At 67.4% G+C, this 12449-nt stretch carries 10 protein-coding genes; 7 read left to right on the forward strand and 3 right to left on the reverse strand.

Going from position 1 to position 12449, the window contains the following annotated elements; all coding sequences use genetic code 11:
- The first annotated feature begins 220 nt into the window (after window positions 1-220).
- Together AC07UW_RS16790 and AC07UW_RS16795 are read left to right on the forward strand one after the other, a co-directional pair.
- Entirely contained in the window at window positions 221-1717 is a 1497-nt protein-coding gene (locus tag AC07UW_RS16790) for an aminotransferase class III-fold pyridoxal phosphate-dependent enzyme (RefSeq protein WP_218789122.1), read from the forward strand.
- Between the two features lie 194 nt (window positions 1718-1911).
- Window positions 1912-2505 (forward strand): LOG family protein, encoded by a 594-nt coding sequence (locus tag AC07UW_RS16795; RefSeq protein WP_025875132.1) that lies wholly within the window; start codon window positions 1912-1914, stop codon window positions 2503-2505.
- A 19-nt stretch (window positions 2506-2524) separates the two neighbouring features.
- On the opposite strand, the gene AC07UW_RS16800 is transcribed toward AC07UW_RS16795, so the two are convergent.
- Window positions 2525-5371 (reverse strand): bifunctional diguanylate cyclase/phosphodiesterase, encoded by a 2847-nt coding sequence (locus AC07UW_RS16800; RefSeq protein ID WP_495212472.1) that lies wholly within the window; start codon window positions 5369-5371, stop codon window positions 2525-2527.
- Between the two features lie 247 nt (window positions 5372-5618).
- Here AC07UW_RS16800 and AC07UW_RS16805 point away from each other — a divergent pair, with 247 nt between their 5' ends.
- From AC07UW_RS16805 to AC07UW_RS16825, 5 genes are all read left to right on the forward strand, one after another.
- Window positions 5619-6137, forward strand: a complete 519-nt coding sequence (locus AC07UW_RS16805; protein WP_229291374.1) for an RNA polymerase sigma factor — start codon at window positions 5619-5621, stop codon at window positions 6135-6137.
- On the forward strand, window positions 6134-7117 hold the full coding sequence (locus AC07UW_RS16810; RefSeq protein WP_495212473.1) for a hypothetical protein: 984 nt from the start codon (window positions 6134-6136) through the stop codon (window positions 7115-7117). Before AC07UW_RS16805 ends, AC07UW_RS16810 begins: the two co-directional genes overlap by 4 nt.
- A gap of 34 nt (window positions 7118-7151) precedes the next feature.
- Window positions 7152-7748 (forward strand): IMPACT family protein, encoded by a 597-nt coding sequence (locus tag AC07UW_RS16815; RefSeq protein WP_495212474.1) that lies wholly within the window; start codon window positions 7152-7154, stop codon window positions 7746-7748.
- Entirely contained in the window at window positions 7741-9519 is a 1779-nt protein-coding gene (locus AC07UW_RS16820; protein WP_495212475.1) for an ABC transporter transmembrane domain-containing protein, read from the forward strand. Before AC07UW_RS16815 ends, AC07UW_RS16820 begins: the two co-directional genes overlap by 8 nt.
- A gap of 68 nt (window positions 9520-9587) precedes the next feature.
- A complete protein-coding gene (locus AC07UW_RS16825; protein ID WP_025875144.1) occupies window positions 9588-9782 on the forward strand; it encodes a hypothetical protein in 195 nt (64 codons plus the stop codon).
- A 168-nt stretch (window positions 9783-9950) separates the two neighbouring features.
- Here the strand turns inward: AC07UW_RS16825 and AC07UW_RS16830 are convergent, their stop codons facing one another.
- Together AC07UW_RS16830 and pdxY are read right to left on the reverse strand one after the other, a co-directional pair.
- Complete coding sequence (locus AC07UW_RS16830) at window positions 9951-11075, reverse strand: prephenate dehydrogenase (RefSeq protein ID WP_495212476.1); 1125 nt, start codon at window positions 11073-11075, stop codon at window positions 9951-9953.
- Window positions 11072-11980 (reverse strand): pyridoxal kinase, encoded by a 909-nt coding sequence (gene pdxY, locus AC07UW_RS16835; protein WP_059063846.1) that lies wholly within the window; start codon window positions 11978-11980, stop codon window positions 11072-11074. Before pdxY ends, AC07UW_RS16830 begins: the two co-directional genes overlap by 4 nt.
- Window positions 11981-12449: the final 469 nt, after the last annotated feature.

Here is a 12449-nt window from a genome sequence, read left to right on the forward strand (position 1 = left end):
TGGCGCGCATTGTACGTCCAGCGTCTGCGAGCCGGCACGAGCGAGGCCGAACGTCGCGCAAAATGCTGCTATGCAGCAGTCTTTTGCGGGGTTATCGCGCAAAAAAACAAGTGCTAGCATCGACGAGGAAGTCCGCTGCACGAGCCCGCCCCAAGCGCGCGTGAAGACGCGCGTTTTGCTTTTGAAGGCCCGTGCGACCCAACGTTTCAGGAGATCTGCAATGAGCTTCATCGAACGCCTCGCCCCCCTCCGCGCCCAGCCCGGCACCCGCCTCACCAACGGCCTGGATGACGCAACCCTGACCACCCTCGCCGCCAACCATCCGCAGCTGGTCGCCGCGGTCGATGCCGCTGCTGCCGAATTCGCGCGCGTGCAGGCTGAGCTGGGGCCGCTGCTGGCACAGGATGAGCAGGCGCAGATCGATGCCATGCAGGACGGCTTCGTCAATTTCTACGCCGATGATGCGGTGACCCCGTACGTGGCGCTGGCCGCGCGTGGTCCGTGGGTGGTCACCCTGAAAGGCGCGGTGCTGTACGACGCCGGCGGCTACGGCATGCTGGGCTTCGGCCACACCCCGGACGCCGTCATGGAGGCGATGTCACGGCCGCAGGTGATGGCCAACATCATGACCCCCAGCCTGTCCCAGCAGCGCTTCATCACCGCGCTGCGGGCCGAGATCGGCCACCGTCGTGGCGGCTGCCCGTTCACGCGCTTCATGTGCCTGAATTCCGGCTCTGAAGCGGTTGGCCTGGCCGCGCGCATCGCCGATGTCAACGCCAAGCTGCAGACCGACCCGGGTGCCCGCCATGCCGGTGCGGCAATCAAGCGCGTAGTCATCAAGGGCAGCTTCCACGGCCGCACCGACCGACCGGCGCTGTATTCCGATTCAAGCCGCAAGACCTACATGCAGCACCTGGCCAGCTACCGTGGCGAGGAGTCGGTGATCACCGTCGCCCCGTACGACGAGGCCGGCCTGCGCAAGGTGTTCGAGGATGCCGCGCACAACAACTGGTTCATCGAAGCGGTGTTCCTGGAGCCGGTGATGGGCGAAGGTGACCCGGGCCGCTCCGTGCCGCCGGCGTTCTATGCACTGGCCCGCGAACTGACCCGCGCCCACGGCAGCCTGCTGCTGCTGGACTCGATCCAGGCCGGCCTGCGCGCCCATGGCGTGCTGTCGGTGGTCGACTATCCGGGCTTCGAAGGCCTGGACGCGCCGGACATGGAAACCTACTCCAAGGCACTGAACGCCGCGCAGTATCCGCTGTCGGTGCTGGCCGTGACCGAGCACGCCGCGCAGCTGTACCGCAAGGGCATCTACGGCAACACCATGACCAGCAATCCGCGTGCGCTGGACGTGGCCTGCGCCACCCTGGCCCAGTTGACCCCGCAGGTCCGCGCCAACATCGCCGAGCGCGGTGCCGAGGCCGTGCGCAAGCTGGAGCAGCTGAAGAACGAACTGGGCGGCCTGATCACCAAGGTGCAGGGCACCGGCCTGCTGTTCTCCTGCGAGCTGGCCCCGCAGTTCAAGTGCTATGGCGCCAATTCCACCGAGGAATGGCTGCGCCAGCACGGCATCAACGTGATCCATGGTGGCGAGAACTCGCTGCGCTTCACCCCGCACTTCGGCATGGACAGCAGCGAGCTGGACCTGCTGGTAGGCATGGTGGGCCGTGCGCTGCGTGAAGGGCCGCGCCGCGAACAGGCTGCCGCCGCGTAATCCCAGACCCTCGTAGAGCCGGGCGCTGCCCGGCTGAAGGGCTGGCCGTGATCTGAACGAAATGCCGCCGGGCATGGCCCGGCGCTACAGAGAACAACGGCGAGGCCTCATAATTGCCCGGACACCCCGCCCTGCGACCGGCTTCACTGGTTGACCGCGGGGCGTTTTCGTTTCCGGCCAAGACAGGAAGATCCATGAAGTCGATCTGTGTGTACTGCGGTTCCAACGCTGGCAGCAAGCCGGTCTACACCGAACGCGCCATCGCGCTGGGCGATCGCATCGCCCGCGACGGCATGCGCCTGGTGTACGGCGGCGGCAATGTCGGTCTGATGGGTACCGTGGCCAATGCCGTGCTCGCCGCCGGCGGCGAGGTCACCGGCGTGATTCCGCGCCAGCTGGCCGACTGGGAAGTGGCCCATCGCGGCCTGACCGAACTGGAGATCGTCGGTTCGATGCATGAACGCAAGTCGCGCATGTTCGATCTGTCCGATGGCTTCGTCGCCCTGCCCGGCGGCTTCGGCACCATGGAAGAGATCTTCGAGATGCTGACCTGGCGCCAGCTCGGCATCGGCAACAAGCCCTGCGCGTTCCTCGATGTGGACGGCTTCTATGCGCCGTTGATCGGCATGATTGATCGCATGGTGGAAGAGCGCTTCCTGCACCCCGAGCAGCGCCAGGACCTGTGGTACGGCTCGGACATCGAGGAGATGCTGGCCTGGATGAAGAACTACCAGCCGGCCCAGGCCTCGAAGTGGATCGACGAGAAGCGCCGCGCGGCGCTGCGTTGAAGACTACGTGCGCGGTGGGTCAGGCTGCCGCGCGCGTCCACGGTGCCGGCCGGCCCAGCAGGTAGCCCTGGCCGTAGTCGCAGCCGAGCTCGAACAGCGTGTCACGCTGTGCCTCGGTCTCGATGCCTTCGCCGATCGTCTCGATGCCCAGCGTGCGTGCCAGTGACAGCACGCCTTCGACCAGCGCGCGCGTGCTCTGTGCCTCCGGGCCGTGCAGGCCGGCAATGAAGCTCTGGTCGATCTTCAACGTGCTGATCGGGAAACGGTGCAGGTAGGACAGCGCCGAGAAGCCCGTTCCGAAATCATCCAGCTGCACCTGGATGCCACGTTCACGCAGGCCCTTCAGGATGCGCAGCGTGTGTGGACCGTCGTCGAGCAGCGCGACCTCAGTGATCTCCAGGCGCAGCCGCCGCGGGTCCGCGTTGCTCGCCTCCAGCAGGCCATACAGGCGCCCGCTGAACTCGGCGGAGCGGAAATGCCGTGGCGACACGTTGACCGACACATAGCCACGCCCGCCGTCGGCAAGGCCGGCAATGACCTGCTCATAGATCAGCCAGTCGACCTGTTCGATCAGGCCACTTTCCTCACCCAGTTCCAGGAACGCGCCCGGCAGCAGCAGGCCACGGCGCTCGTGCTTCCAGCGCAGCAGGGCCTCGTGGCCGACCACCTCGCCGTCGGAGAGGCGCACGATCGGCTGGTAGAAAGGCACGAAATCACGGTTGTTGATCGCCCGCCGCAGGTCGGCCTCGAGATCCAGGCTGCGCAGCGCCTGCTCGCGCATCTCCTCATCGAAGATCGAGCAGCGGTCGTGGCCCTGGGCCTTGGCCCGGTACATCGCCGCATCGGCGTCGCGCAGCAGTTCCTCGCCGGTGCGATAGCGCGGGTTCCACAAGGCGATGCCCAGGCTGCCTGAGGGGAACAGCTCGCGACCGGCGATCCACATCGATTCCTGCAGCGCCAGCAACAGCCGCTGGCCGAAATCCAGCGCCTGCGCCAGGCCCTCCGGACAGTGCAGCAGCACGGCGAACTCATCACCGCCCAGGCGCGCCACCACATCGTTGTCGCCGGCCATGGACACGATGCGCTTGGCTACTTCCACCAGCATGCGATCGCCGGCGGCGTGACCGATGCTGTCGTTGACCAGCTTGAAGCGGTCAAGGTCCAGGAACAGCACCGCGAACACCGGGCCACCTTCGCGCCGGGCCAGCGCCAGCGCATCCTGCAGCCTGTCCAGCAGGTGCAGGCGATTGGGCAGTCCGGTCAGCGCGTCGTGCATCGCCTGGTGGGTCAGTCGCTGCTCGGCGCGCAGGCGCTCGCCGATCTGGCCCAGCAGTTTTTCGTTCACCTCGCCCAGCTCGCGGGTGCGCTCCTCCACCCGCTTTTCCAGCTCGGCATGCGCCGAGCGCAGTCGTTGCTGGTCGCGCTGGCGCGCAAGACCGGTGCCGATGTTCTGCGCAACGAAGATCAGCAGGCGCTGGTCATGCACGCTGAAGGCGATCTGCTCGGTGTAACTCTGCACCACGATCGCACCGACCACTTCGTCGTCGCGCAGCAACGGCACGCCGAGCCAGCACTGCGAACGTGCGCCGGATTCGCGCACCTCGCCGGTTTCCAGCAGCGCATCGATCTGCGCACGCGAGGCCAGCAGGGGCCGACGATGGCGGACCACATACTCGGTCAGGCCGCGACTGAACGCGCGCGGTGCACGACTCGCGTTGTGCTCGTCGACCGAATAGACGAAATCCAGCCCATCGCCCTCGGCATTGACCAGCGCGATATAGAAATTGCGCGCATCCAGCAAGCGCCCGACCACGCCGTGCACCTGCCCGTAGAACTGCGCCAGGCTGTCGGCCGACATCGCCATTTCGGCGATGTTGTACAGCGCGGTCTGCAACTGCTCGGCGCGGCGGCGTTCGGCCACTTCATCCTGCAGGCTGAGATTGGCGCGCTGCAGCTCCTGCGTGCGCCGTTCCACCTGCTGCTCCAGCCGCACCTGCGCCTGGCGGCGGTCCATGGCGGTCTGCACGTGCTGGGCGACAAAACCCAGCAGGGCCCGTTCGGCCTCGCCGTAGCGGTCGGCATGCTCGTAGCTCTGCACCACGATCGCACCACACACCCGGCCATCGCGCAGCATAGGCACGCCCAGCCAGTCCAGGCTCTCCGGGCCGCGCTGCGGGTCGTGCTCCTGGTCTACCCGCGCCAGCAGTTCGCGCGAAGGCCCGCTCAACGGCCGGCCATGCCGCAGCAGCGCCACTGTCAGGCTGCGCGGCATCTGGTCGATGTCGTAGCCCTGCGCCGGATCGGCGACGAAGTCATCGACCTGGTCGGCGAAGTACAGGAAGCGGATCTGCCGGCGGGCATCGTCATACTCGACGATGTAGCAGTTCTGCGCGTACATCAGCGTGCCCAGCACGCCATGCACGTGGCGTAGCATCTCGCTCATTTCCAGGTCGGCGCCGGCCAGGTCGGCAATCTGGAACAGGGCCTGCTGCAACCGCTCAGCTTCTTCCAGCGCCTTGATCTGCCCCGCCTGGCGGCCCCGCTGCAGGGCCAGCTCCATGGCCTGCCGGGCCAGCCCCCACCAGGCCGGGGAAGGCGTCGCGCCGCGTACCGACAGCAGCAGCCGGGCGCCGTCGTATTCCCAGCCGTGGCGGCCTTCAGCATGGTCGGCCAGCGGCTGCCAGATGTCCTCCTCGCCACCGCCGATCAGCCAACCGCCCTGCCCGCTGCCGAGCTGCGGATCGTCCCAGCCGACGCGCACGATCGCCGTTTCCGGCAGCAGCGCATGCAGCGCGCGCACCAGCGCTGCGCTCAGCACAGGCTCGTTGTTTGACGCTTCCAGCGCGCGGTCGGCTTCGGTGGACAAATGACGTTCTCTTGGCGCCGCCTGAGCGCCGCCTCCCCTGAATTACCGAGCATAACGCGCCACCCGGGGGGCAATGGAAGCCCGGCAACCCCGAAACGTGCCCTCGGGCGTTTTTCCTTTCGATCCCCTCCCGGTTCCTGCCGTGACTGTCGCCCTGTCCCACCCCATCGCTGGCTATGCGCCACCGCCTGCAGGGCTTACCCTGTACGGCGTGGATGCCAGCGCCCTGCCAACCGATGAAGCCTTGATGCTGGCCTGGGCCGCCGGTGAAGTGCACGCGTTCGAAAGCCTGTATGCCCGTCATCGCAAGCGCCTGTTCGGCTTCCTGCTGCGGCAGCTGCGCGACACCGCGCTGGCCGAGGAGATGTTCCAGGACGTCTGGCAGCGGGTGATCAGCGCGCGTGCAGGCTGGCAGGCCGATGCCGCCTTCAGCACCTGGCTGTTCCGCATCGCCCACAACCGCCTGAATGACCACTGGCGCGCCGCCCGCCATCGCCCCCCTGCACCGGCCGATGCCGATCTGCGCCTGGCCGCGCTGGAAGATGGGCAGACACCGGAAGCGGAATTGTCCGAATTCGAGCAACGTCGCCGCATCCAGCTGGCGATGGAAGAACTGCCCGCAGAACAGCGCGAAGTGCTGCAGCTGCGGCTGGAACAGGAACTGAGCCTGGAGGAGATCGGCCAGATCACCGGCGTTGGCCGGGAAACCGTGAAATCGCGGCTGCGCTATGCGATGGACAAGCTGCGTGCGGGACTGAACGCATGAACCGAGACGATGCACTGACGCCGGAAGAACGCGAACTGGCACGCCTGCTTGGGCGCCGCACCGAACAGGGCCCTCCGCCGGCACTGGACGCGGCGATCCTCGCCGCTGCGCGTGCGGCCGTGGAGACGCCAGCACGCGAGGCGGCCCCAGCGCCGGTGGCACCGCGCACGCTGCGCCCGCGCCGCCGCTGGCCGGCCGTATTCGGCGTGGCCGCATCGACGGTGTTCGCCGTTGGCATCGCCTGGCAGATGCGTCCAGAGCCGCCCTCGGCCCCTGCCGAGGCAGTTGCCACCGCACCGGCTGCACAGGAAATGGCGGCCGATGCGAGCGCCGAAGGCACGGCCTACGACAGCGCGGCCGCCGATGTCGCGGCCACCGAAGCCGCACCGGTACCTGCACCGGCCGCAGCACCGGCACCTGCGGCGGCCAAGGCAGCACCGGCTCCGGCACCAGCCATCGCGGAGGTGGTGAAACCCGCGCCTGCCGCATCCCGGCAGGCACCTGCTCCGATGATGGCGCCGGCACCGCCACCTGCGCCTGCAGCCGACACAGCGTTTGCGCCGCCTCCGATGCCAGCGGCAGCGCCCCCCCCGGCCGAAGCCTATTCGGCACCTGCGCCTGCGGCCCCTGCCGCGACGATGAGGGCGCGCAAGGCCACTGCGGCGACGGCGGAATCAATGACCTCCGCGCAGGCCATCGCCGAAGACCGCGTCGCGCTCACCGCAGCCAAGCAGGAGGCGGCCGGCAGAACCGCGCCTGGCGTCATGCGCCGCGCAAGCGACGCGAACCTCAGCGCGGACGCGGTACAGGCCGAAGTGCAGGCCGATGCCGGGCTGCCACGCCGGCAATGGCTGCAGAAGATCCGCGAGCGCCGCGACGCCGGCCAGCGCGACCTGGCCCGGGCGAGTCTGGAGCGTTACCTGCAGACGTATCCAGAGGCGCGCCTGCCAAAGGATGTGCGGCCGTTGCTGGACGACTGAAGCACGTCGGCGGCAAGCCCGTAGAATGAAGGGAATGCCCGACACCCTCGCCCAACCGGTCAACCACACCCTGGACGTCAAGCACAGCCGCTTCATCGCGCATGCCGCGCCGATCGAGAGCGCGTCTGCGGCGATGGCATTTCTGCAGGACGTATCGGTAGCCGATGCGACCCACAACTGCTGGGCCTACCGGCACGGCCAGGACTATCGCTCCAGCGATGACGGCGAGCCCGCCGGCACCGCGGGCCGCCCGATCCTGGCCGCCATCGATGGCCAGGGATTCGACCGGGTGATGGTGGTGGTCACCCGCTGGTTCGGCGGCATCAAGCTGGGCGCCGGTGGCCTGGTCCGGGCTTACGGCGGCGCCGCTGCCGAATGCCTGCGCACCGCGCCACGCCTGCCATTGGTCGCGACGGTGCGGCTGCAGCTGGTGGCTGGATTCGAGGACCTGGGCGCGCTGCATGCGGCCCTGCCGGCCCACGCGGCCGAAAAACGCGATGAACAGTTTGATGCCAATGGCGTGAGATTGCGGGTGGAATTGCCCGCAGAGCAGGTCGACGCATTGAAAATCCGCCTGCGCGACGCCACCCGTGATCGTATCCGTATCCAAGATGACCCCCTCGATGACTGACAAGGACGCACCGGCGACCGACCCGGCCTCCCCGCCGCTGCGCCGCCTCGGCAGCCTGCGCACACTGTGGCCGTTCGTGCGCCGCCACAGCGGATTGTTCAGCGCCTGGCTGCTGGCCCTGGCCGTTTCGTCAGCGGCGACCCTGAGCCTGCCGCCGGCGGTGAAGCAGATGATCGACCACGGCTTCAGCAGCGGTGGCCAGATCAACCGTGCCTTTGCTCTGCTGATGCTGGTCGCCGTGGTGCTGGCGTTGGCAACGGCTGCGCGTTTCTACTTTGTTTCGCTGCTCGGCGAGAAGGTCGTGGCGGATCTGCGCAGCCGCCTGTACGCCCACCTGATCCAGCTCGGCGCCGGCTTCCACGACCGCAGCCGCAGCGGCGAACTGGTGTCGCGCCTGACCGCTGACAGCGAACTGCTGCGCAGCGTGGTCGGCTCGACCATGTCCGTGGCGCTGCGCAGCAGCGTCACCGTGGTCGGCAGCCTGGCGATGCTGTTCGTCACCAGTCCGCGACTGGCCGCCTGGTCGCTGCTCGGCATCCCGCTGGCGGTGCTGCCGATCATCATCGGCGCGCGCAAGCTGCGCACCATCGCGCGCAGCAGCCAGGACCGCATTGCCGATGCCAACAGCCTGGCCAGCGAAACGCTGGGCGCGGTGCGCACCGTGCAAGCGCATGCGCGCGAGCCCTATGAACGCGGCCGTTTCGACCATGCGCTGGGCGATGCGATCCGTGCCGCGCGGCGGCGCATCGGCGCGCAGTCGCTGGTGACCGCCAGCGCCATCCTGCTGGTGTTCGGTGCGATTGTCGGGGTGTTGTGGCTGGGCGCGCACGACGTCATCGACGGGCGGCTCAGCGCCGGTACGTTGGGCCAGTTCGTGCTGTACGCACTGATCGGCGGCGGTTCGGTCGGTGCGCTGGCCGAAGTGTGGAATGAACTGCAGCGCGCATCCGGCGGCATGGGCCGCATCGGCGAGCTGCTGCAGGAAGACATCGAGATCCGTGCGCCGGCCAAGCCGCGTGCGCTGCCACAGCCGCTGCGTGGCGAGATCCATTTCGACGAGGTGGTGTTCAACTACCCGCAGCGACCGGACCAGGCCGCGCTGGACCATTTCAACCTGCACGTGCGGCCGGGTGAAACCGTCGCCCTGGTCGGCCCGTCAGGCGCCGGCAAAAGCACGGTGCTGTCGATGCTGCTGCGCTTCCACGATCCGGCAAGCGGCCGCATCTGCGTGGACGGCATCGATGTGCGCGAGGTCGATCCGGCCGAGCTTCGCGCGCAGCTGGCGCTGGTGCCGCAGCAGCCGACATTGTTCGCCTCCAGCGCACGCGACAACATCCGCTATGGTCGGCTGGAGGCCAGTGACGCCGAGGTGGAGGACGCAGCCCGTGCCGCCGAGGCCGACGCCTTCCTGCGTGCGCTGCCAGAGGGCTACGACAGCGAACTGGGCGAGCGCGGTGCCCGCCTGTCCGGTGGCCAGCAGCAGCGCGTGGCGATCGCCCGTGCCTTGCTGAAGGACGCACCGATCCTGCTGCTCGACGAAGCCACCAGCGCGCTGGATGCACAGAGCGAACATGGCGTGCAGCAGGCGCTGGAACGCTTGATGGCGGGGCGCACCACGGTGGTCATCGCCCATCGGCTGGCGACCGTGCTGAAGGCCGACCGCATCGTGGTGATGGACCATGGCCGTATCGTGGCCGAAGGCACGCATACGCAGCTGCTGGCTGAAGGCGGCCTGTATGCGGAGCTTGCACGCCTGCAGTTCATCGATTGATGACGGCCGGCTAACACCGGCCGGATCACTCTGGTGGCGTAGCGAAGAACCACTGAAGGAGGCCAGGCATGTCGTTCCGTCAGTTCCCTGCTGTCGACAGCAATGGCGAAAGCCACATCATCATTGAGTTCAAGCCCGAGGCCAGCGGCAGCGGGCATGGCTCCGAAGCGACGCCGCGTTATGAGCTTGATGACGGACGCCAGCTGGTACGCAACGGCCGCGAGTTCACCACCAGCGGCGGCGAGGTCAGGTTGTCGATCTAGCGATCCACCGCAGAGCCGGGCATGCCCCGGCTCTACTGCTGTTCCGGACAGAAAAAAGGTTGGTCATTTTTTGACCAACCATCTTGACAGCCTTGCACGCCAAGGCCTGCCGCCGGTTATCCACATGTTTGCGCAGAAGCCATCCACACGCCCTGTGGATGAATGGCGTTACGCCAGCACCCGGCCGATCCCGCTGGCATCCACTTCGGCCGCGGCTGCCGCGATAGCCCCTGGCTCACTGCCGGCCACGAAACCGATGCGGAAATGCACTTCGCCGGCAGGCGTGCGCGAGGAGTGGATAGAGGCGAGGCTGATGCCATGCTGCTCGAACACGTTCAGCAGCTCACGCAACGAACCGGCGCGGTCTTCAGGCAGATGTACCGACAGTGCATTGCGCTCGGTCAGGTCGGCCAGCAGATAGCCGACGCGCTCGAAGGTGTAGTTGCCCGCAGCCAGCGCCTGATCGCCGAAGGCACTCCTGTTGGCCTCCAGCAGGTGATCGCGGAACGCGCCCCGCGCAGCGTCGTCGCCCTGCCCCACCTGTACCTGCAGCGTCTGCAGCTGGCCGATCAGGCGTTGCAGCATCGGCGCCACATACGGATTGCCGAATTGGATGTCTTCGTAGATCGCCGGATTCAACGACAGGATGCGCGAGATGATCGCCGTATCCAGTTCGAACGAAGCCGATCGATACGGCAGCATCGCCGCCAGATTACCCAGCTGCGGTTGGTACTCGCGCAGCACACCCGCCTGGGCCAGGTGGGTCGCATGCACCATTGCCTGCACCAGCGCCATCATCTGGTCATGGTGCTGCGGGGTGGCACGCACGCATTCGCCCTGCAGTGCCAGGCACAACGCGTCCACCCAGGGCCGCCAGTGCTGCAGGCGCGCCTCGCAGACCACCATCACCCGGCCTTTCAGGGTCGGCGCCTTGGGCGGCGCCGTCATCGGATGCAGGCCCACCACTTCGGCGCACGAGGCCAGCATCGCCTGCACCGGCGCTTCCTTCACCGAGGTCACATCCAGCCACAAGCGTTCCTGCTCGCGGCCCGCCGACAGGCGCGCGTACTCGGCGATCAACGTGGACGTGTGCCGGATCGGTGCGGAGAACACCAACACGTCGGCCTGTTCCAGCAACTGCTCCGGCGCATGCGAACCCGGATCGGCCGGATCGTGGCCGATCACGCGCACCTGCATGTGCTGTTCGAAGAACCGGGTCAGCCAGCGTCCATAGGCGCCGGCACTGCCGACGATGCCGACCGTGCGCGGCGTGCGTTCGTGCAGATCGCTCATGCCAGCCGTTCGGCGCGGAAGCGCATGCCGTCGGCCAGTGCCGCCGGTGCGGCCGCGATCACGTCGAACTCTTCGAAGCCGTGGGCCAAGGTCGCCTCCAGCGCCGCATGGGTGCCGGCGATGGCCCGCGAGATGGCCATCTGCATCGGCTCACCACGCAGCAGGAAGGACACCATCAGCGACATCAGCACGTCGCCGGTGCCTGCCACATCCACAGGCAGCAGCGGCGAGGTCCAGCGCCAGGTTTCCTCGCGCCCCACAGCCAGCGTCACCAGCTCGCCCGGATTGCCGCCGACGCTGTGTGCCAGCACCCACTGCGGCCCCCGTGCCAGCAGCGCGCGCGAGGCAGCAATGGCATCGGCTTCGGCCAGTGCCGGCATGCCGGTCAGGCGACCGAGTTCGAAGGCATTCGGAGTAACCAGCCATGCATGCGGCAGCAGGCGCTCAGCGAAGATCGCTTCCAGTCCCGGCTCCACGTAGGGACCGGTGTGGGTATCGCCGATCACCGGGTCCAGGCAGTAGCGCAGCTGCGGACATGCCGGCAGGATCTCGTCCAGCCAATCGGCAAACGCAGCACCGTTGGCAGCGCTGCCGAAGTAACCGGAGACCAGCATCTTCGCCCGCTGCGGAAGACCACGTTCATGCGTGCCGAGCAGCAGATCGGCAAACCAGTCGCTGGGCAGCACACGGCCACGGGTGGTCTCGTAGAACGGCGCATTGCTCAGCAGCGTGGTCGGGATCGAGGCCACGCGCACGCCGAGCGCACGCATCGGGGGCAGCGCGGCGCTGTTGCCGGCATGGCCGTAGACCAGTTGTGATTGGACCGAAATGACATCGATCGGCGAAGGGCCGTCGGGCCGCTGGCGGCGGCCGTGGACCAGGTGGTTGTCGAGGGATTCGCTCATGCCCGCATTCTACGCCCAAGGGGGTTTTCGGCAGGGCTGCGCCCTGCACCTGCAGAGGCAACAGCCACAGCCAAGGCAACAGCAACAGCGGCACTCCGAGGGATGGCGGGGCACTGTGGGTTTGCGGGGCCGCCGCAAGTACGTCCATGTAGGCTTGGTCGCCGCATCCATGCGGCTCACACCCCGCAAACCCACAGTGCCCCGCCTTCGACAGTACCCCGCGAGCAGTAGATCCACGCCATGCGTGGATCAATCTCTGTCCAAATCGAATATTCAAATCCAAATCGAAAATCATCCACGCATGGCGTGGATCTACGTGTCGACCAAGGTCGACAACCACCAAGAGCAAGTCATGCCATCCCGACAGATTGCGAAAATCTGTCGAAGGCGGAGTGGGTCCGGTTGCGGGGGCGTGAGCGCCATGGATGGCGCGACCGAGCTTACAGGGACGTACTTGCAGCGTCCCCCG

The organism is Stenotrophomonas sp. GW821-FHT02D01 (assembly GCF_059421765.1).

Coding starts and splice junctions, on each gene's coding strand:
- AC07UW_RS16790 (WP_218789122.1), top strand. CDS start 221: ATGAGCTTCATCGAACGCCTCGCCCCCCTCCGCGCCCAGCCCGGCACC.
- AC07UW_RS16795 (WP_025875132.1), top strand. CDS start 1,912: ATGAAGTCGATCTGTGTGTACTGCGGTTCCAACGCTGGCAGCAAGCCG.
- AC07UW_RS16805 (WP_229291374.1), top strand. CDS start 5,619: ATGCTGGCCTGGGCCGCCGGTGAAGTGCACGCGTTCGAAAGCCTGTAT.
- AC07UW_RS16810 (WP_495212473.1), top strand. CDS start 6,134: ATGAACCGAGACGATGCACTGACGCCGGAAGAACGCGAACTGGCACGC.
- AC07UW_RS16815 (WP_495212474.1), top strand. CDS start 7,152: ATGCCCGACACCCTCGCCCAACCGGTCAACCACACCCTGGACGTCAAG.
- AC07UW_RS16820 (WP_495212475.1), top strand. CDS start 7,741: ATGACTGACAAGGACGCACCGGCGACCGACCCGGCCTCCCCGCCGCTG.
- AC07UW_RS16825 (WP_025875144.1), top strand. CDS start 9,588: ATGTCGTTCCGTCAGTTCCCTGCTGTCGACAGCAATGGCGAAAGCCAC.
- AC07UW_RS16830 (WP_495212476.1), bottom strand. CDS start 11,075: ATGAGCGATCTGCACGAACGCACGCCGCGCACGGTCGGCATCGTCGGC.
- pdxY (WP_059063846.1), bottom strand. CDS start 11,980: ATGAGCGAATCCCTCGACAACCACCTGGTCCACGGCCGCCGCCAGCGG.